We start from the raw sequence: 21,621 nt of genomic DNA on the forward strand, positions 1-21,621 counted from the left end.
ATAATAGATCACAGCTTCATTCTCATTACAACACTTTTTGTGCTAGGCTGTTCCGCCAACTATAATATTAGGTGTAAAATATACTTTTTTATTTTTTATTGGCTGTTCTGTTATAATATCTATTATTAATTTAGATGCTTGTTGTCCCATACTATAAATAGGTTGTTGAATTGTTGTAAGTTCTGGTTCGATCATTTTAGATAGTGTTATTCCATCAAAACCCATTATCAGAATATCTTCCGGAACTCTATATTCTCTTCTTTTAAGAGTTTTTATCCCACCTATAGCCATTATATCATTAGAATAAAAGATAGCATCAAAACATCCACATTGATCAATTATCTGATTAGTTACTTCAATACCACCTTCTAAAGAAAATGTACTTTCAAAAATTAATGACTTATTATAAATTCCATACTTAGTCATAATCTCCTTATACCCATCTATTCTCTCTTGGTTTACATTTATTTTTTTGGGTCCAGAAACAAATACTATATTTCGCTTACCTTTACTATATAAATACTCTATACCACATTTTATTCCTTGTTTATTATCAAAATAAACCCCTGGATAATCTTCAAAACCTTTAATATATCTATCCATAACCACAAATGGTATGCCATTCAATTTCAAAATATTCGCATTATTCTCACTTTCTTGTCCCGGAATTAAAATTATTCCATCAATTAATTTGCTTATTAAAAGCTCTACATATTTCTTTTCTTTATCTGGATTATTATCAGAATTACACAAAATCACATTGTACCCTAACTTATTTGCAACATCTTCTATAGCTCTTGATAACTCTGAGAAAAATGGATTTGATATATCTGGAATAATCATTCCAATGCTTCCAGATTTTTTTGTATTTAACCCTCTAGCCACATTATTAGGAATATATCCTGTTTCTTTTATAACACTATAAATTTTATTTTTTGTTTCTTCGCTTATATTGCTATCTTTCTTATTAACAACCATAGATACTGTCGTTTTTGAAACTCCTACTTTTTCTGCAATATCTTTCATTGTTATCTTATTCATATATTTAACTACCTCAATCCTTCATAAAATATTTAACTGTATGTTCTTAATATTTCTAATCTACTGTTTATCATTACTAATGTAACTTATCTATTAATGTACACATTTTTTGAGTCAATCTACTAGAACAGCCATATAAAATAGAAATAATTTATCTTTTTATATGGCTTTAATATTATTATATAATTATAAACACTTTTTTGGAATTTATAAATAATCAGCTTTTTATCTTCATAGTTTATTTTTATCTACACATACTAATAAGTAAAATATAATTTACTTATTCGAAACATAACTAACCTTATCCACAACATTTTCTACTGTAAATCCAAATTTTTCAAATAGAATTTCTGCTTTACCTGATGCTCCAAAAGTATCTAAAGATATAACATCTCCATCAAGACCTACGTATTTGTGCCATCCAAAGCTTGTTAATGCTTCTACTGCAACTCTAGCACGAACTTTATTTGGCATTACTGATTCTTTATATGCTTCATCTTGAGCATCAAATAACTCAAAACTTGGCATACTTATAACTCTTGCGTCTATTCCCTTTGCCGCTAATTCATCTGCTGCTTTGTAGATTAATTCTACTTCTGAGCCTGAAGCCATTAAAAGTACATCTGGAGTTTCTTTCTTCGAATCTTTTAAGATATATCCTCCCTTTAATGCTCTCTTAGGACATCCATCATATAGTGGTAACTTTTGTCTTGTTAATACTAATGATGTTGGCGTAGTTCCATTAGTTACTGCATAATACCATGCTGCTGCTGTTTCCTTAGAATCCGCTGGTCTAAATACTGTCATGTTTGGCATACTTCTAAGAGCCGCTAATTGTTCTATTGGTTCATGAGTTGGTCCATCTTCCCCTACTCCAATACTATCATGTGTTAATACATAAGCTACTGGAAGATTCATAAGCGCTGATAATCTCATAGCACCTTTCATGTAATCACTAAATACAAAGAAAGTTGCACAGAATACTTTAAGTCCACCATGAGCATACATTCCGTTAGCGATAGCTGCCATAGCATGTTCTCTAACTCCAAAGTGAAGGTTTGATCCACCTCTATCTTCTGCTGAGAAATCTCCTCTATCGTTCATATGAGTTTTGTTAGATGGAGCTAAATCTGCTGATCCTCCAATAAAGTTTGGAATTAGCTTAGCCAATCTATTTATCATTATTCCTGAAGATTCTCTTGTAGCCATTTCTTTATCAAAGCTCCAAAGTTCTTCATTGTTTAATAAAGCTTCTTTATCAATTTCATTACTCATCCACTTAGTATATTCTGCTGCAAGTTCTGGATAAGCTTTTTCATATCCACTGAATAATTCTTTCCATGCTGTTTCTTTAGCTTCACCTTTTTCGATGAGTTCATTCATATTTGTGTACACTTCGTCTGGTACGTAGAATGCTGGCTCTGTCTTCCATCCTAAGTTTTCCTTCATAGTAGTTACATTGTCTGCTCCTAACGGTTCACCATGTGCTGAAGCTTTTCCTTGTTTTGCTGGACATCCAAAACCAATTTGATTTTTAACTATTATAATAGATGGTTTTGTTATTTCTGCTTTAGCTGCTTCTAGAGCCGCTTCTATTGCATCTATATCATTTCCATCTGCTACATTTAGTACTTGCCATCCATAAGCTTCATATCTCTTTGCTACATCTTCTCTAAATGCTATGTCTGTATTTCCTTCAATCGAAATATTGTTTGAATCATACAATACAACTAATTTTCCAAGGCCTAAAGTTCCAGCAAGAGATGACGCTTCTCCTGAGATACCTTCCATAAGACATCCGTCTCCAACTATAGCATATGTATAGTGATCAACTACACTATAATCTGGTTTATTGAATTTTTCTGCAAGATGTGATTCTGCTATAGCAAAACCTACTGCATTACAAATGCCTTGTCCAAGTGGTCCTGTTGTTATTTCAACACCTTTTGTATGACCGTACTCTGGATGTCCTGGTGTTAAACTTCCGAATTGTCTAAAGTTTTTAATATCTTCAACTGTAAGTCCATATCCAAATAAATGTAGCAATGAATATTCAAGCATTGAACCATGTCCTGCTGATAATACAAATCTATCTCTGTTATCCCATTCAGGATTTTTTCCGTTATGATTCATCTTAGACCATAATGTATAAGCCATTGCAGCTGATCCAAGTGGAAAACCTGGATGTCCTGATTTTGATTTTTCAATAGCATCTGCTGATAATACTCTTATTGCATTAATAGATAATTTATCTAATTCTCTACTCATCTTTATCCTCATTTCCTAGACATATTTTTTATAAGTTCTTATTTGTGCTAATTAAGTCCCATGCTGCGCTTCGCATTCATTTCATACCTGAAATAATCTTAGCTATCCTTCATTATCTTTTCAAAAGGTGCCTATTTTACTACACCTTTTTATATTGTTACCTTTTTTATTGGTTTCTTTTTAAATTGTTTTATTTTTCATTTATATATTCTTAAATTCCTATATTCTTTCATTCTTAACTTCTTACATTCTTATATTCTTAAGAATATATATTTTTATCTTTAGCATTTTGAACATGAATAAATGATAGTCATGCTTTTGCCAAAGCATCATATCAAAATATTTATCCATAAACATTTATGCCTTCCTAATTTCAGAATCTAGCTATCATATCTTTAAATCACTCTTGTAATTTAAAAATATACTCCATAGATATTAATCTTTATATTATTACTATACTTTGAAAAATATCTATGCTAGAAATAAGGAACATGTTTTGTGAAGTGTTTCATTAGAAATTCTGACTGTTGTGCTTCTTAGGTTATAAGTTGTTCCAATATGCTTGTTCAAAACTTGTTTTTGAGGCTAGCATTTTGGGTACAACTTACAATCTTAGAAGCACCCGTTAAAATTTCTTAGAAACCGAAACAAAAGCATGTTACTTATTTCGGCGGATTATTTTCCAAAGGCTGCTGCCCAGTCTGCTTTGAATTTTTCTAATCCTTGATCTGTTAATGGGTGTTTTAACATTTGCATTACTAAGCTATAAGGAACCGTTGATATATCTGCTCCTGCTTTTGCTGCTTCTATTACATGAATTGGATTTCTTACGCTTGCTGCTATTATTTCTGTTTCTATTCCGTGAACTGCAAATATTTCTGCTATATCTCTAACTAAATCCATACCTATCATTGATATGTCATCCACTCTTCCAAGGAATGGGCTTACATATGTTGCTCCTGCATTTGCTGCAAGTAATGCTTGTGTTGCTGAGAATATTAATGTTACATTTGTTTTAATTCCTTCACTAGCTAATACTTTAGTTGCCTTTAAGCCTTCAGCTGTCATTGGAATCTTTACTATCATATTCTTATGAATTGCCGCTATGTCTCTTCCTTCTTTTATCATTCCTTCAGCATCTTCACTTACAACTTCTCCACTTATTGGTCCATCAACTATTTCTGTTATTTCTTTAATAACTTCATTGAAGTCTCTTCCTTCTTTTGCTATCAATGATGGATTTGTTGTCACTCCACATATTACTCCCATTTCATTTGCTTCTTTAATGTGCTCTACATTTGCTGTGTCTAAGAAAAATCTCATTTTAATCTACCCCTTTATTAACTATAATTCTTAAAACTATTATTCTACATTGATATGATTTTTTGCTGCTTCACTATCTGATAAATTATCTCTTCTACTCATTAATAAACACAAATCATCTAATACTATATGGACAGATTGATCAAATAATGAACTTAGTAGTTGAATTGATGAAACACCGATATCATTCTTTGTTTTTCCTGGAACCTCAAGTACAAAATCTGATACTTCTGCAAGTGAAGAATCCTTTTTACTTGTAACTCCAACTATAGTTAAGCCTAAATCTTTTGCTGCTTTTGCATTACTCAATGTATTTTTTGTTTTCCCAGAACCTGATATTGCAACATATATATCTCCCTTTTTTAGAGCTGGTGTAATTGTCTCTCCCATCACATAAGAATTATAACCAATATGCATCAAACGCATTGCAAATCCCTTTGCTTGAAATCCACTACGACCTTCTCCATCTACAAAAATCTTTCTTTCTTTTTGTAATACACCCATTATTTTTTTTATCTCTTCTTCATCAACTTTGCTTATTACATCTTTAATTTCTTCTAATATTTGATCTATTACTCTCATTTCCCCATTACTCCTTTAAACTCTTTTATTCTTTCTATCTTATCATCGGCACTGGTTATTGCTGACCCAACTATAACCAGCTCTATATTATATTTATTCAATTCTGGTATAGAATCTAATGTGATTCCTCCTGCAACCGCAATTCTTTTTATTGAAGGAAATTGCTCTTTAAATTTCTTTACTGTTTCACCTGGATTAGCTAACTTTTCTTTGTCAATAGACGCATGTATGCAATAAATAGCATTGCTGAAATGTGATATTTCATTAATTTTTTCATCTGAACATTCTAATAAGTCTATCATCATTGTTCCATTATATTGCTCAGAAACTTCGTAACACTTTTCTATAGTTCCGAGTGATGCACTCCCCATCACAGTTAGGATATCAAATCCTTGTTTAAAACCTTGTTCAAATTCATAAGCACCTTCATCACTTGTTTTTATATCCCCTAGCATTTGAGATTTCTTTCTTTTAGTTGTTAGATCTTTCAATTTAAGAAGCCCGTAATCCTTTATTAAAGATGTTCCAATCTCAATAATATCTGCTAATCCATCAAAATTTTTAACTAAGTTTTCTGCTTTCTCTAAAGACACCCTATCTATTGCAACTTGTAACCTCATTTTATCCTCCCTAATTCTTATGAAACTTTTCTCTTATAATTTCTCAAAAAATTACTTAATTCATCCACTGTTGGTAATCCATCATTATCACTTAGGTGCATTACTTGAATTCCACCAATGGCATTTCCTCTTTCTAAAATTTTATTATCTTCAAGATTTTCTAAGATTCCGCTAATAACACCTGCTGCAAATCCATCTCCAGCTCCTACTGTATCTAGAACTGGGACCTCAAAGCTTGGACATTCAGCCTCTTTTATTTGTCCATTTTCTAATTTCTCCCTAGAATATGAGCCAGTAGTTCCCATCTTTATAACTACCTTTTTTACACCTTGTTCCAAATAAAATTCAGCAATCTCTTCCTTTGAATTTTTCCCTGTAAACAATTTTCCTTCACTAAAACCAGGTAATACAATATCTGATTTAAAAGCTAACTCATTAGTCACCTTAATCATCTTTTCCTGACTCTCCCATAGCACTGGTCTTGGATTAGGATCAAAAGTAACAAGCATACCATTCTCGTGAGCTTTCTCTATAGCTTTAAATGCTGTTTCTAAAGTTGTTTCGCTTAATGCTGGAAAAATTCCTGTAATATGAAGCACCTTTCCATCTGAAAAACTTATTTCATTCAAAATATCTTTAGTTATTCTTGATGCTGCTGCTCCTTTTCTAAAATATAGTACCTCTGGATCCCCCTCATCAGTTCTATTTTTAAATTGAAATCCTGTTGGTGCTTCTTTATATGTCTTTACAAAAGTTGCATCTATATTTTCATTTTCTAGATATTTCTTTACATATTGCCCAAATGGATCTTCTCCTACTTGGCTTATATATGTAACTGTATGTCCAAGTCTTCTTAGTCCCATAGCTACATTAAGTTCTGCTCCAGCAATTAACCTTGTAAAATGTTCTACGCTGCTAAGATGCTCTTTAGTGTCTGCTAAAAACATTACCATTGGTTCACCGATTGTAATAATCTCACTCATTTTTTTCACCCTTTCTCTTGCACTCTATAGCAAAACTTTTCTTACTTCCTCTAATTCCCCTCGTATATCTTCATTTCTAATTGGATATTCGATAATTACTGGCACATTATTAGATAACTTCTTTAACATTGCCGTCCAATTAATTTGTCCTTTTGACAGTAGAGTTGTAGTAGGCTTATCATTTAGAAAATCTACATTTTTTAAATGAAATACTGTAATAGCTGAATGTAAGATATCAAATGCATTTTCAGGATCTTCATTCTGCCAATACCAATTTCCTAAGTCGAAAGTATATCCGATTGGTAATGAATTTTTATTTATAATATCAATAGCATTTATTATACATTTCAAATTTCCATTCTCAGGCGTTTGATCATTTTCTATTGTTACTTTAATTTGAAATTTATCAATAATATCTCTTAATTTTTTTATTTCATCTAAGCTTAAATCTTCTAAGTCACCTATATTAAATTTTATATGAGTTGCCCCCATCAGTTTTGCTTCCTCAAAATAAGCTTTAATATCTGGATTTAATATCTTTTCGCAAGCTACTTTCTCTGGAACTGAATAATATAATTCTGTTCCAAATTCTTTGGCTAATTTATTTATAATCAGAATTTCTTCCGCTAAGTTCTTTAAATATTCTCTTCTTATTTCAACTATAGAAACATCTAACGCCTGTATTTGCTCTAATATTTGTTGTTGTTTTATCCCTTTATCTAATTCGCTTTTGAATACTAATAAATTTATACCTAGTTGATTCATAATTATCCCCACTTATCTTTTTATATTTCTTGTTGAGTAATTTAGATGTATTTTAACCGGAATTTCTTCTAATATAAAATCATCTGTTCTACTTCCATCTATTCTTTCAAATAGTAGCTTAGCTGCTCTTTCTCCCATTTCATATGGATTCTCATCTATTGATGTAATACCAGGACCAATTAATCGCGCCCATTTTTCTTCGGCAAAGCCAAAAATACCGATATCTACTCCAATCTTTATCTTTAAATCATATAAACACTCTACAAGAACCTTTAGAATTTCATCATTATTTGCAAAAAAGCAAACATTCTTATCTCTATTTTTATTTAGGATATTCTCTATTTTTTCTTTTATCTCTTTTGTATCATCTTTTTTGATAATATTAGTTTCTCCTGATGTGCTTGGATTTCTAGATAGAAATTCTTCCATTGCTTTCTTTCTCTCTAGCCTTGAACTTATCCCATTTATGTCTTCTGAAAAGTATACATAATGATCATAATCATTCTTGAACAACTCATCTAATATATTTTTTGTTACCTCTGCATTATTCATTGTCACTGAATCATAAATTAATGGATTTATAAATCTATCCAATAATACTATTGGTTTAAAATTATCACTATCCTTAAACTCTTCTAAGTATTTATAGTTATTACCTGCAGTGTTAACTAGTAACCCATCAACTTGGCTGTCTAACAGTGATTCTATATTCTCTTTTTCTCTCTCTGCTAAATTATCAGCATTTGTTACAAGTAACTGATAATTATTTGCTCTACATACGTCATTTATACCCTTAATGAGTAATGAAGAAAATGGATTTCCTATATCTGCAATTGTTACCCCAATTATATTAGAATTTTTAGCTTTTAGCGTTTGAGCTATACGATTAGGTCTATATTTTAATACTTTAATTGCTTCATCTATTTTTTCTTGAGTTTCTTGTGACATAAATTCAAAGTTTTTGTTTAGATATCTAGATATTGTTGTCTTAGAGACTCCTACATAAGCAGCAACATCTGAAATTGTTACGTTCTTTTGTTTATCTGTAGAATTTTTCAGCATAACTTATTCCTCCATTCAATACTTTTATTATCAATCTTAACTGTCAAAGATTCAATAATTTATGCTATTGTTCTCTATTTTTCTTTAACATATTTATTAATTAACCCAATCAGATTAAATTATTTCAATAATCCTATTCACCATGGATTATCGGTTTAGTTTACCGGTTTCTAAATTGACAATATAATGTTAAGACTTTCACCAAAAAATGTCAAGCCATTACTATATATCATTTATATATTTATCTGATTAAGTTTATTATTCTAGATATCATTTTCAAAAACTTTAAATAAAAGGCTTATCCCTATTTCTTTAATACTAGGTTTAATTATATGTGATTCTTTTCATACTCTAAATTCAATAACTTATTGAATTTCTAATTTATGATACCTCAACTGTATTTTCTATTTTATTAGATGCCTTAGAAGTTCTAACAGCAATCATTAAAAATACTGCTAATAAAAGTGAACCTGACATAAATACATATGATGCATCTACTGAACCTGTTATACCATTCAAATATCCCACTACATACGACCCTACAAATGATCCTAATGCGCCCATGCTATTGATTAAGGCACTTGCTCCTCCTGATACATTCTTAGGCAATATTTCTGTAATTATTGCAAAAAATGGTCCATAAGGTGCATACATAACCCCTCCTGCAATTACAAGTAAAATATATGATAGCCAAAAGTTTGAAGTTCCAATTAAATATGAGCCAAAAAATGCAATTGTACCTATTAATAAGTATACCCAAACAAATGTCTTTCTATTTCCGGTACGATCCGAATAATAAGATGATACTAACATCAATACTACTGCTAAAGCATATGGCAACGATGATAACCACCCTGCTGAAACAATACCAATTTGAGGACTTGCCTTTAGAATAGATGGCAACCACATTACAAAACCATATACCCCTATACTCCAGAAGAAATATTGAAATGATAAAATTATTACCTTAGGTGATTTAAATGCTTCTCTATAATTTTTCACTGGTTTTATACCTTTTTGTTCTTCCTCCATCACCATCTCAATATCTTTCTTTTCCTGTTCAGTTAACCATTTTGCTTCCTTTGGTTTATTATCTGAAAGTTTTAACCAAAAGAATGCCCATAAAATTGGTGGTATCCCTTCAAGTATAAACATCCATCTCCATCCTACAGAATTTACTAAATATCCAGATATAATAGACATCCATAAAACAGTAGCTGGATTACCTAAAATTAGAAATGTATTTGCTCTTGAACGTTCTTTTTTTGTGAACCAATTACTTAAAAAAATCAACATAGCTGGCATAACAGCGCTTTCAATTATTCCAAGTATGAATCTAGTAACCATTAAAACTTTTACATTCGTTATCAAACCATTTGAAGTAGCTAGTATACCCCAGAATATTAAACTCCAAAAAACTAATTTTTTAGCACTTTTCTTTTCTGCAAACCATGCTGCTGGTACTTGGAAAAAGAAATAGCCTAAGAAAAATAATGCAGATAGAAGTGACGCTATTGATGCTGTAATATGCAAAGATTCACCCATGCCTCCTGCAACACCAAAACTATAATTTGCACGATCCAAGTAAGCTAGGCTATAAGTAATAAATGCTACTGGTATTAATCTTTTCCACCTTTTAGAAGTTAATTGAATACTTGATTTATCCATTTTATATCCTCCCATAATAATTATTTTAATTCCATATAATTTAATAATTAAAAACAATTTCAGCTTTATTGTACAACCATTTATTTACTTTAAGAAATTTATTATTCCCTCAATCAGCTTATAATACTATCGATTAATTTCTTGCATTCCCCCACCCGTATTAGAACTATCTCAAATATTTTTTAATTTTTAAAACTTGAGTTTAAATTTCAATGTTTTTTATACTTTTGCTTTAGTTTATCGTTTTAGTTAACCGGTTTCTAAACTTAATATAATGTTAACGCTTTCACCAAAAGATGTCAAGTAGTATTTATAAAAAGTTAAAATTGATTATCTGTATAATAAAAAAGCCACTATAGTTCTAGACGGCTTTACTCTAGAAATTAGTGGTTTAATATTACGCATATAAACTATATATACAAATTTATTTTTTAAGATAGTTTGTTCTATAAATTCAGAGCCTTATAAATAGCTTTAGCAACTCCAGCATTATCATTGGTATCAGTTATATATTTTGCTATTTCTTTTATTTCCGGTACTGCATTTTCCATAGCAACAGATTCATTAAATTCAGTAAACATTGAGTAATCATTAAAACTATCCCCAATAACCATTACTTCATCTCTTTTTATCCCCATTTTTTCCGCAACTCTTGCTAATATTAATCCCTTTTGTGCATTTTTATTATTTATTTCTATATTTTTAGTAAATGTTGATGCTATAGCAAGTTCCCCTATTGACTCCAATTTGCTCTTTACCTTTTTAGTTGTTTCTTCATCATTATAAAACGCAACAAATTTTCCTATCTTAACATTGCTATTTAAAAAATCGTTTATGTTTTCAACATATTTTAAATTAATAAAATGAGGATGACTTTTAGCTATTTCCATAGCATCTTCAAACGTTGTTTCTGGGTCGAACACCATAATTCTGTATGCAACTTCAGTTAATGCTTCCTCTCTTGTATTTACACTATATAATCCATCATTAGTATAAATTTCAGCTATAATTTTTTCCTTTAATATCATATCTATAATTTCTCTTGCTTGCTTACTATCAATGTAGATTCCTTCTAATACTTTTCCATTCTCATCTATGTATTCGCCGCCATTTAGAACCACACATTGACATTTTAAATTAGATTCATCAAGCAAAGGTTTAACATCTTCATACATTCTTCCAGTAGAAATTGCAAATTTTACTCCCATTTTCTCAGCCACTTTTATAGCTTCTATATTTTCCTTTGATATCTTATGATTGCTATTAAGCAGTGTTCCATCCATATCAGCCGCAATAAGTTTTATCATCTCTTAATCCCTCCATACTCGTTTATATATTCTACAACATGTATTTACTCAAAATTTTCTCGTAAAATATTTACCTATAATTTCTATTATATACTATAATACAAAAAAAATAAGGCTAAAGATGTTTCTTCTCTAGCCTTAAATACTAAATAGCATTAAATATTAATTTTATTTTCTATTCATTCATATTACTTTTTTCATTTACATTATTACAACTATTACCATAGTTCCTCATAGAGATAAAAACTAAATGTAATAGAATAATCTTTAACGTAAATTTTATTTTAATATATATTTTTATCTTTATCTATATCTCCGAACATTAAAATTTATATAGAAATTAAGTCTTTAACACTAAAATTAACATTAAGATCATAATTTTCGGTTATATTCCGATATTTTATTTTAGTTGTTTTTTGTTCTATATCAAAATACCAACCTTCTTCGCTTAATTCCCATTCTTTTATATCTAGGAACATGGCAAGCTTTTTATCTCTTAAGTTAACTTGAACTGGAGCTATATCCTTACATATTAAATCTATATTAATTTCTTTAGGCTGCTTGTCATATCCGCCTTCTTTTTCAAATGCAATTTTAACACTATTCTCTCGCTTCACTGATATTAACGTCTTTAAGTATTCACCATTTTTGTATTTATTAGTTACACCATCGTCTTCATATAATACAAAGCTTGATTCCTCTGATGGCTCTATTAGAAGCTTAAGTGTTTCTATTGAATCATTATGAATATTAGTTAAGCCTTCAGCAATTGGAATTATTGCTCCACTTCTAAAGAACATAGGAATTGAGTTTAATGAAACTTCAACTTCAATCGTCTGTCCACCTTCATATGTCTGTTTTGTATCCCAATCAAACCAAACAGCTCCTTCAGGTAAATATACTTTTCTTGTTTTTGCACCTTTTTCTAGGACGTTTGCAATCAAAATAGAACTTCCAAGCATAAAATCAAAGCTTTCCTCAAGTAATTTTTTATCATCTTGGAATTCATATATTAAAGGCCTCATAATTGGTGATCCCTCTTTAGATGCTTCAAATAATAATGAATATAAGTATGGTACTAATTTATATCTAAGTTTTATAGCTTCTTTTATATATTTTGTATAAGATGGATACATCCATGGTTCTGTAACAGTATTATCAGTATTACAAGAATGAATTGAAAACCTTGGTTGGAATATTCCGTTTTGAACCCATCTTACAAATAGCTCCGGCTCAGGTGCTGGTCCAAAAAATCCTCCTATATCACATCCTTGATTTGCAACTCCTGAAAGTCCCATTCCAAGCATTACTGGAATATTGAATTTTAAACTCTTCCAGCATGTATTATTATCTCCAGCCCATGTTTGAGCGTAACGTTGAATTCCTGCAAATCCAGCCCTATTCACTATATATGGTCTTATATTGGGATAAACTTCTGTGACTGTTTCCTTTGCCATAAGTGCCATTAAATTTGGCATTATTGGTCTTAAGCCACTTATTTCTTTCTTCATACCCTCAAAATGACAAATTGCTTCCGTATTATTTATTTCATACTCATTGTTATCATTCCATATAGATGTAATCCCTAATGAAACTAAAGATTCTTTTAAATGCTTTTTCCATAATTCTCTTCCCTTAGGATTTGTAAAATCTACAAAAGAAGCTTGACCTCCCCAATATCTATCTGTTTGAGATTTTTCTCCTTCGTCATCCTTTATATAAGCACCAGCTTCATCAAATTCTTTGTATAGCGGATTAGAAATTAACATACCTGGTTTTATGTTAGGTGCTACACAAGCCCCTTTTTCATTCAATTGACTTACAAAGTCTGCTGGATTTTTAAATCTATCATAATTCCAATTGAACACATATCGCTTTCCATCTTCCCCTGTAGTATATCCTGATGACATAAAGAAACCATCACAAGGAATTCCTTCTTCCTTACATCTATCTAAAAATCGTAAGATAGCTTTATCTGAATCTTTATCTAATTCTGTGTAATACATAGTTGATCCCATATATCCTAATGAGCACTTTGTAGACATTGCAGTTTTTCCTGTTAAATCAGTATAATTTCTCACCACATCTTTGATTTTAGGTCCATAAATAAAAAATGTATCTAATTCTCCACCATCAGCACAGAAATAACTGTATTTATTCCAATACCCACTTCTTTCACATCCCATATCAAAGGTAGAATCATATGAATTGTTATAGAATATTCCGCTAGCTATGTTATTTTTATTATTAAATTTTATATAAAAAGGTATATGCTTATATAATGGATCTGTATGTTCTGAATCATATCCTATAGTATCCACATTATGCATTCTCATTCTTCTCTTTTTCTTATTTAAATACCCAGCTTTTTCTCCAAATCCATAGAAATAATCTTCATCATCCATACATGAATAATGATAAATTCTTCCTAAGCTATCTTTTACATATGATTTTTCTTTTAAATCTGAATGTAGTATATTACCTTGCTTATCTGTAATCTCTACTCCAAAAGGTTCTTTATAAATATTTATATTTATACTTTTTGTAGCTAATACAATATAATTACCTAAATCTTCATATCTGCTGCTAATTGCCTCTACTTGTTTTCTTTCATCTTTTAATAACTCGTCCATTTTATCTTTCCAAGCTGTCATAACTAAAGCGTATGATGCTTCTTCTTGAAACTCCTCATCAAAAGTACAGCGAATTCTTACTATATCATCATTTAAAAGTATAATTCTATATTTAGCTGCATTGGTAGTGATTTCTAAATAATTATCAATATTTTTTAGACTTATAATTTTATTACTTATCTTCATAATGCTATCTCCTAGTATATTTATTTTATAATTTTTACCTTATTTACAATATAAGCCTCATCTTATCAACTATTTTAGCAAACTGAGAAATGCTTATCTACTTCTCAATAATACAGTTCACAAAATCTATGACTCCATCTTCAACTTCATCCCTAATATCTAAATAATATTGTATTTCATGACGATATCCTGAATAAACTTTTGTCTTTACCATGTGCCCTGTTTCTGCAAGCCAATTCGACACAGCATAAACGCCTTCTCCGTACAGACCAACTGGATCTTTATCTCCTGCAATATTGTAAACTTTAATTGATGTTGGCACTTTTTCTGCCCACTTAATTCCAACAATATCATTCATCAAATTCGCAAAATAATATAGTGAACGTATATTAGGCTGCATTAGAAGATCACTATATATATCTCTTGCATGGTCCGCATTTACATCAGGATCACCACATGCCCAGGTATTTGAAGTAACAGGATTTTCTTCATAACGTTCTGTATTCCACATCCACCCCATGAGCATCTCTAAGCAAGAAGGATCAACATCTTCCCCCTTGCCTTCATCTATTAAATTTTTAAAAACAGGTATTACTGAACTCGCTGTTGGAATTACTCCTGAAGTTCCACATAAAATCAAACCATCAATTCCTTCTCCATAAATAGTAGAATAACATCTAGCAATCATTGATCCCATACTATGTCCAAACATGAAATAAGGTAAATCAGGATATTCGTCTTGGACAATTTTGCGAAGAGTATGTTCATCTTCCACCATTGTCATATAACCTTTATCTCCCCAATCACTCCAATTGTTTGAAACATAAGCGGTTTTTCCATGACCTACATGATCATCCGCTGCAACTATAAAACCTGCGTCATTCAATTTTAATATCATGTGCATATATCTACGTGAATGTTCATGATAACCATGCACAAGCTGGATAATTCCCCTTGGTTTACAAAAAGGAGTATAAATCCAAGCTTGTACCATATCTATTTTATTAAATGATTCAAAACTTTTTTCTTGAAATGCCATAATAAATCTCCTTTGCTTATATAAATTCTTAAACTACCTTTTCAATTATTAGATAAACACCTTACAGCTTGGACTTATGCATTTAAAAATATGCTTTACCAGAAATGATAGGTACTCTTTTGTGTAGTGTTACATCAGGGTAGCTGTCCTTTCGGCGAGTCATAGCATAAGTCCAGATTTAAGTATTAGGTCTTATTCGTCTCCCATGCCAATTAAATCAAATCTTTCACAAGAAATTATAATTTCAAATTCTTTCTTTGCTGGTTTCTTGCATTTTACTAATACTGTTCTGTCTGATAATTCATAGTACCATCCTTGTTCTGCTTTTTCCCAAGATGATTTATTTAAGAAACGAGGTATTTGTTCATTATCTACAGAAGCCCAATATGCACCTTTATCTTTACTTACTAATTTAATTGTAAGATCAGATATTCCACTTTCATAACTTCCTGTTGTTTTGAAAGAAATTTTCTTACGTGCTCCACCGCTTACATTAATTTCTGTATTTTCATATATACCTTTTTCAAAATCATTAGTTACACCATCATCATTATAGAAATTGAAGCTTCTTTCTGCTTCTCCTCCTATTAAAATGTCTAATATCTTCATCTTATCAGTAGTAATATGCTTTACTTCTTCATTTGTTATGAAAATTCCATCTCCTCTTAAGAACATAGGAATGCTGTTAAGGGTAACTGGAATTTCTATTTCTTGTCCGCCTTTATATGCAGCCATATTGTTATTCATATCATACCAAGTACAGCCTTCTGGCAAATAAAGTTTTCTATACTTCGCTCCCTTTTCCAATACATTTGCAACTAAAACAGATGGCCCAAACATAAATGTCATATATTTATCATCATAACAATTAACATCATCTTGGAATTCCATGAGTAGTGGACGCATTATTGATTTACCAGTAGTATGAGCTTCATACATTAAAGAATATAAATACGGTAACATTCTATAACGCTGATTATATGCATTACGTACAAATTCATTATTTTCTTCATACATCCATGGCTGAGTAACAGTATTATCATTATTAGCTGAATTAATACAGAATCTTGGCTGGAATATACCATTTTGAATCCATCTTAGTAATAGTTCTCCCTCTGGAGCACCTCCTGCAAAACCTCCGATATCACAACCTGTATTTGCTACCCCTGATAATCCCATTCCAACAATAGTTGCTATATTAAATTTTAATGTACGCCAGTCTGTTAAATTATCCCCTGCCCATGTTTGTGCATACCTTTGAATACCTGCAAATCCAGCACGGTTTATAATATATGGACGGCGGTTTGGATAAAGTTCAGCTACAGCTTGCTTTCCAACATAAGCCATTAAATTAGAATGCATTATCTTAAGTTCAGCCATAGTGCCTGGTTTTCCATCAAAATCACATACAGCATTACGATCCTCTATTCCATCATATTCACAGTTATCATTCCAAACAGTTATAGTTCCTTTACTTAAAATATTTTCTTTAAGTAGCTTCTTCCACGTTTCTCTACCTGATGGCTTAGTAAAATCTACAAATCGTCCAACACCGCCCCACCAACGGCCATTATAATCTCCTTTTCCATCTGGATTTTTAATAAATACTTCATTTTCTTCAAATTCTTTTTTATAAGGATGCTTAGCTAAGATCCCTGGTTTTAAATTTGGTATAACATTAAGGCCCATTTCATTCATTTTTTCCATAAATTCATCTGGATTCGGAAATCTCTTTTTGTTCCAATTGAAAATATATCTTAAATTATCTTCTTCTCCAGAGGAATAACCAGATGCTAATTTAAAGTTGTCTATATACATTTTTTCATCAAAATGCTTTTTAATTACTTCATATATTTCCTTATCGCAATCTTTTTCAAGTTCAGCATAATACATTGTAGAAGCTGTATAACCTAAGCTTTGTTTAGGAGGCATTGCCTGCTTTCCTGTAAGTTTTGTGTAATTATCTAAAACTTGTTCAACTTTGGGTCCATTAATAAAGAATAAATCAATATCTCCTCCATCAGCCTGATAGTAACTATAACGAGGCCAATATCCACTGATTTCATTACCCATATCAAATACTGAATCATGGGAATTATGATAGAAGAGTCCCATAGCATGATGATTGTCATTATTTAACTTAATATAAAATGGGATATGTTTATATAAAGGATCACCAAATTCAGGATCATGCCCAATTGCATCCTTAGGTGACATACGCATTCTTCTACCCATTTTATCTAACTTTCCTGTCTTTTCACCAAATCCATAGAAATGATCATTTTGCAAGTCTACTTCATTATAATGAGAAACTCTTCCTAGCTGGTCACATTCAAAAGCTCTATCAACAAGATCACTGTATATCTTTTCCCCATTTAATTTATATACAGAAAAATATAATGGCGATTTGGCTAGTACTATTTTTAACGTTTTTGTATAAAATATAATTTCTTTCTCATTTTCTTCAAAAGGAATATCTAATGCTTCTATTCTTTTACGTTCTTCTGCAAGCAAAGAATCTAAACGATCTTCCCACGCGGTAGTAACCAATGTATAAGATGCTTCCTCAAACTTCCTATCAAAAGAGGCTCTAACACGTATAATATCATCTGACATAAAAATTATCTTTATATCTGCCGTATCACCCTTTACCAAATAACCATTCTGCGTTTTTTTCATAGATATAAATTGCTTTAATAACATATAATTTCCTCCTATAATTTTTCTTATACATAGGTTGTTAATTAATAAACTTTTTTGATAACTGTCAAAAGCTAGTTATTTAACAACCTATATCTATCTAAATAATACAAAAGTTATAAACAATTTAGCTAAAAAGCTTAATTAATACTGTTGGCTAAATTATCTTGTAAAAAATTCTGTTTCCAAACATCCTGATATTTGTAACCAGTAAGACTTTCAACAACTTCTTTTGTTTTTGAGTCAACATCATCTTTAGAACCACCATTTTTTAAGCGTTCAACTTCATCTATTAATATTTGATGAGTTTCTTTATTAAGTTTGAAAGTAAATGCAAGAATTAATGATAATGCAAACAAACCAACGCATCCAATAAGCAAAACATATCCAATAATCTGTACTGTTTGAGGTGATTGAACATCTTGTCCTTTAACAAATCCACCCACTTGCAACACAACTCCAATTAGAAATGTAGCAAGTGCTACAGTACTCTTTCTAGTAAAAGTCATAACCGCTGCAAAAAGTCCCTCTCTTCTTTTCATTGAAATAATTTCATCAACATCAGGAATAAATGGGAACACAGTCCAAGGAGTTAAAACTGCCAAAGATCTAAATGCGAAATAAACTATAGAAATTCCAAGTAAAATAGCAGTCTTAGCTGCAGGATCAACTAAATAAACACCATAATATGCTAATACACTTAATATCATAAACGTATAAGTAATCTTGTACAATTTAGTAGGTCCAAGCTTCAAAAATAAAATTCCACCTATAATTGTTCCTGGTATGCCGATAATACTAAACGAAAGCAAATATGCACCAAAAGATGACGAAACTTTTAAATTGTAAACACAGAAAAATAAAAATACCGCATTAAATATATCTCCAGCTGTAAAGGATAACAAATAAAGTCCTAAATGTTTTCTGAAACTTTTTAGCTTAAATGTAGATGCATATTCACCAAGCACTTTTAAGTAATCACTAAAATTTTTATTCCCTTTAGATTGAGATGCAACTAATAATTCTTGCTCCATCGCTGGTGTAATTTCTCTTTCCCAAGTCACTTTATATGTTATAAGTATACAAACTGCATATAATATCGCAAAAAATAATCCATTATAAAAATATGCATAAGGGTTTTTTTGACCAAAGTGTCCAATTAATTGTGCAGGAACAAAAGTCCCTAAGAACTGACCTAAAGAAGAAATAACCAATCTACAAGTGGAAATTTTGGTTCTATCAGAGTAATTTGTTGTCATTTCAGTTGGTAATGTCTCCCATGGTATTAATACCATAGCTGCAACTATTTCAAATAGGAAATAACAACTTAAATAAAACCAGTAATTCATTCCTATTGCCCATATTAGCACGTATATTGCCATTAATGGTGCCCCGATTAATAAGAAGAAACGACGTCTTCCAAATATTTTCCCAAGCTTAGTTTTATAGAAATTATCAGATATACTGCCTATGAACAAGCTGGCAATTGCATCAACAAAACGCGCAACAGCGACAATGGAAGCACCTTGGATAGGTGTAAGTCCACAATAAGTTGTATAGAAAAACAATAAAAAAGCTCCAATTATTGTAAAGGCTCCGCCGCCCATTATATCAACTAATCCATATCCAATGCATGTAGGTAAAGTAATCTTTTTATCTTTTCTAGACATATAATCTACCTCTTTCTTTAATTAATATTTTTAATAATTAATCTTCTATCTAAATATTGAAATATTCCTTTGCATTGTTGTAACATATACCTTCAACAATTCTCTTTAGTAATTTCATATTTGCTGGTACTTCACCGTTTTCAACCCATTCTCCAATTAAATTGCAGGCAATTCTTCTAAAATACTCATGTCTTGTATATGATAAGAAGCTTCTAGAATCAGTTAACATTCCAATAAAACGTCCGAATGTGCCAAGGTTGGCTAATGCTTTCATCTGCTCAATCATTCCATCTTTATTATCATTAAACCACCAAGCTGCACCGAATTGCATTTTCCCTGGAATTCCATCGCCCTGAAAATTTCCTGTCATAGCTCCAAGAACATAATTATCCTTTGGATTCAACGTATATAAAATTGTTTTAGGAAGGGAATTTTCCTTATCTACAGAATCTAAAAGTCTAGACAATGGGTACGCTATGCTCTCATCATTAATTGAATCCAATCCTGTATTAGGTCCTATTTTTTTGAACATTCTATTATTATTATTTCTTAGTGCAGCTATATGAAGCTGCATAGCCCATCCAAGTTTATGATAAAGTTTAAATACATGTCTTAATGTATAAGTTTTGTACTTCTTTTCTTCATCTTGACTTATAACTTTACCTTCCAAAGTTTTAGCAAATACTGCTGCTTCTTCTTTAGTTGTTTCCTCATAAACTACCACACCGTCTATACCATGATCTGCTATTCTGCATCCAACTGAATGGAAAAATCTCACTCTTGAATCCATTGCATTTAGAAATTCATCATAATTATTAATAGATATTTCAGATATTTCTTCTAATTTTTTTACCCATGAGGCAAATCCATCTAAATTTATTTCTATTCCTTTATCTGGTCTGAATGTTGGTAAAACATTTACATTGAAACTCGAATCTTCCTTAAGCTTTATATGATATTCCAGTGTATCAGTAGGATCATCTGTTGTACATATTGTTTCAACATTAGATTTTAAAATCAAATCTCTTGCACTAAATCCATCTACACTCAACAGCTCGTTTGCTTTCTTCCAAATTGATGGAGCGGTATCTTCATCAAGGGATTCATATATTCCAAAGAATCTTTGAAGTTCTAAGTGTGTCCAATGATAAAGAGGATTTCCTATAGACATAGGTATAGTTTTTGACCAAGCTAAAAATTTATCATAATCACTTGTATCTCCTGTTATATATTTTTCATCTATACCATTACATCTCATTGCTCTCCATTTGTAGTGATCTCCATACAACCATACTTCAGTTATGTTATTAAACTTTTTATTTTCATATATTTCTTTTGGATCAATATGGCAATGATAATCAATAATAGGCATATCCTTTGCATAATTATGATATAACTCTATAGCTGTTTTATTAGATAATAAGAAATTCTCATCCATGAAATTTCTCAAGTTCATCATCCTACTTTCAAATAAAAATTTAATATTTGTAAAGCATTGAATGCATTTTCTTTAACAGCAAAACTCTGATAATTAAAGTTCATTATCGTAATCTATAATATATATATTCAATGCCTTACTATAACGTTTTCTTTCACACTGATTTTTGTACATTTTCATTACTTAGATTATGTTCTCAAATTTAATATTTCTCTAAACTATCCATAATCTAGGCAAGATTGTTAGTTAGTACAATTTGTGTTATAATATATTTCTTAATAATTTTCTTAGCATTTTTATCATTTTTTGTTTATATTATTTGCCAGAATATAATAA

General features: G+C 30.7%; 15 protein-coding genes. All 15 read right to left on the reverse strand.

All coding sequences use genetic code 11. The annotated features are described in order from the left end of the window. Positions 1-42: 42 nt before the first annotated feature. Positions 43-1,041, reverse strand: a complete 999-nt coding sequence (locus tag T483_RS0100330) for a LacI family DNA-binding transcriptional regulator (RefSeq protein WP_026885008.1) — start codon at positions 1,039-1,041, stop codon at positions 43-45. Positions 1,042-1,317: 276 nt separating this feature from the next. Beyond that, positions 1,318-3,309 carry a transketolase gene (gene tkt / locus T483_RS0100335; RefSeq protein WP_026885009.1) on the reverse strand — a complete coding sequence of 664 codons (1,992 nt, stop codon included), beginning with the start codon at positions 3,307-3,309 and terminating at the stop codon, positions 1,318-1,320. A gap of 675 nt (positions 3,310-3,984) precedes the next feature. Continuing rightward, a complete protein-coding gene (fsa, locus tag T483_RS0100345; RefSeq protein WP_026885010.1) occupies positions 3,985-4,632 on the reverse strand; it encodes a fructose-6-phosphate aldolase in 648 nt (215 codons plus the stop codon). 39 nt (positions 4,633-4,671) lie between these two features. Next, positions 4,672-5,214: a 6-phospho-3-hexuloisomerase gene (gene hxlB, locus T483_RS0100350; protein ID WP_026885011.1), complete on the reverse strand. Its 543-nt coding sequence runs from the start codon at positions 5,212-5,214 to the stop codon at positions 4,672-4,674. After that, positions 5,211-5,834: an orotidine 5'-phosphate decarboxylase / HUMPS family protein gene (locus T483_RS0100355; protein WP_026885012.1), complete on the reverse strand. Its 624-nt coding sequence runs from the start codon at positions 5,832-5,834 to the stop codon at positions 5,211-5,213. Before T483_RS0100355 ends, hxlB begins: the two co-directional genes overlap by 4 nt. A gap of 17 nt (positions 5,835-5,851) precedes the next feature. Next, positions 5,852-6,817 carry a sugar kinase gene (locus T483_RS0100360; protein WP_026885013.1) on the reverse strand — a complete coding sequence of 322 codons (966 nt, stop codon included), beginning with the start codon at positions 6,815-6,817 and terminating at the stop codon, positions 5,852-5,854. Positions 6,818-6,841: 24 nt separating this feature from the next. Continuing rightward, positions 6,842-7,582, reverse strand: a complete 741-nt coding sequence (locus T483_RS0100365; RefSeq protein ID WP_026885014.1) for a sugar phosphate isomerase/epimerase family protein — start codon at positions 7,580-7,582, stop codon at positions 6,842-6,844. A gap of 12 nt (positions 7,583-7,594) precedes the next feature. Continuing rightward, entirely contained in the window at positions 7,595-8,644 is a 1,050-nt protein-coding gene (locus tag T483_RS0100370; protein ID WP_026885015.1) for a LacI family DNA-binding transcriptional regulator, read from the reverse strand. Positions 8,645-9,025: 381 nt separating this feature from the next. After that, positions 9,026-10,312 carry an MFS transporter gene (locus T483_RS0100375; protein ID WP_026885016.1) on the reverse strand — a complete coding sequence of 429 codons (1,287 nt, stop codon included), beginning with the start codon at positions 10,310-10,312 and terminating at the stop codon, positions 9,026-9,028. A gap of 446 nt (positions 10,313-10,758) precedes the next feature. Then, positions 10,759-11,619, reverse strand: a complete 861-nt coding sequence (locus tag T483_RS0100380; protein ID WP_026885017.1) for a Cof-type HAD-IIB family hydrolase — start codon at positions 11,617-11,619, stop codon at positions 10,759-10,761. Between the two features lie 329 nt (positions 11,620-11,948). Further along, positions 11,949-14,438: a TIM-barrel domain-containing protein gene (locus T483_RS0100385; protein ID WP_026885018.1), complete on the reverse strand. Its 2,490-nt coding sequence runs from the start codon at positions 14,436-14,438 to the stop codon at positions 11,949-11,951. A gap of 97 nt (positions 14,439-14,535) precedes the next feature. Next, the gene (locus tag T483_RS0100390) at positions 14,536-15,477 is read right to left on the reverse strand and encodes an alpha/beta fold hydrolase (protein WP_026885019.1); all 942 of its coding nucleotides are present in this window, start codon (positions 15,475-15,477) and stop codon (positions 14,536-14,538) included. Between the two features lie 192 nt (positions 15,478-15,669). Beyond that, on the reverse strand, positions 15,670-18,180 hold the full coding sequence (locus T483_RS0100395) for a TIM-barrel domain-containing protein (protein WP_026885020.1): 2,511 nt from the start codon (positions 18,178-18,180) through the stop codon (positions 15,670-15,672). A 137-nt stretch (positions 18,181-18,317) separates the two neighbouring features. Beyond that, on the reverse strand, positions 18,318-19,847 hold the full coding sequence (locus T483_RS0100400) for an MFS transporter (protein ID WP_026885021.1): 1,530 nt from the start codon (positions 19,845-19,847) through the stop codon (positions 18,318-18,320). 49 nt (positions 19,848-19,896) lie between these two features. Continuing rightward, a complete protein-coding gene (gene uxaC / locus T483_RS0100405; protein WP_026885022.1) occupies positions 19,897-21,297 on the reverse strand; it encodes a glucuronate isomerase in 1,401 nt (466 codons plus the stop codon). Positions 21,298-21,621: the final 324 nt, after the last annotated feature.

The organism is Clostridium beijerinckii HUN142 (assembly GCF_000621745.1).
GTDB lineage: Bacteria > Bacillota > Clostridia > Clostridiales > Clostridiaceae > Clostridium > Clostridium beijerinckii_A.

What these genes read in the sequence shown, in the direction of transcription:
- T483_RS0100365 (WP_026885014.1), bottom strand. Translation starts at nt 7,582, where the DNA reads ATGAATCAACTAGGTATAAATTTATTAGTATTCAAAAGCGAATTAGAT.
- T483_RS0100370 (WP_026885015.1), bottom strand. Translation starts at nt 8,644, where the DNA reads ATGCTGAAAAATTCTACAGATAAACAAAAGAACGTAACAATTTCAGAT.
- T483_RS0100355 (WP_026885012.1), bottom strand. Translation starts at nt 5,834, where the DNA reads ATGAGGTTACAAGTTGCAATAGATAGGGTGTCTTTAGAGAAAGCAGAA.
- T483_RS0100380 (WP_026885017.1), bottom strand. Translation starts at nt 11,619, where the DNA reads ATGATAAAACTTATTGCGGCTGATATGGATGGAACACTGCTTAATAGC.
- T483_RS0100395 (WP_026885020.1), bottom strand. Translation starts at nt 18,180, where the DNA reads ATGTTATTAAAGCAATTTATATCTATGAAAAAAACGCAGAATGGTTAT.
- tkt (WP_026885009.1), bottom strand. Translation starts at nt 3,309, where the DNA reads ATGAGTAGAGAATTAGATAAATTATCTATTAATGCAATAAGAGTATTA.
- T483_RS0100360 (WP_026885013.1), bottom strand. Translation starts at nt 6,817, where the DNA reads ATGAGTGAGATTATTACAATCGGTGAACCAATGGTAATGTTTTTAGCA.
- hxlB (WP_026885011.1), bottom strand. Translation starts at nt 5,214, where the DNA reads ATGAGAGTAATAGATCAAATATTAGAAGAAATTAAAGATGTAATAAGC.
- fsa (WP_026885010.1), bottom strand. Translation starts at nt 4,632, where the DNA reads ATGAGATTTTTCTTAGACACAGCAAATGTAGAGCACATTAAAGAAGCA.
- T483_RS0100330 (WP_026885008.1), bottom strand. Translation starts at nt 1,041, where the DNA reads ATGAATAAGATAACAATGAAAGATATTGCAGAAAAAGTAGGAGTTTCA.
- T483_RS0100400 (WP_026885021.1), bottom strand. Translation starts at nt 19,847, where the DNA reads ATGTCTAGAAAAGATAAAAAGATTACTTTACCTACATGCATTGGATAT.
- T483_RS0100375 (WP_026885016.1), bottom strand. Translation starts at nt 10,312, where the DNA reads ATGGATAAATCAAGTATTCAATTAACTTCTAAAAGGTGGAAAAGATTA.
- T483_RS0100385 (WP_026885018.1), bottom strand. Translation starts at nt 14,438, where the DNA reads ATGAAGATAAGTAATAAAATTATAAGTCTAAAAAATATTGATAATTAT.
- T483_RS0100390 (WP_026885019.1), bottom strand. Translation starts at nt 15,477, where the DNA reads ATGGCATTTCAAGAAAAAAGTTTTGAATCATTTAATAAAATAGATATG.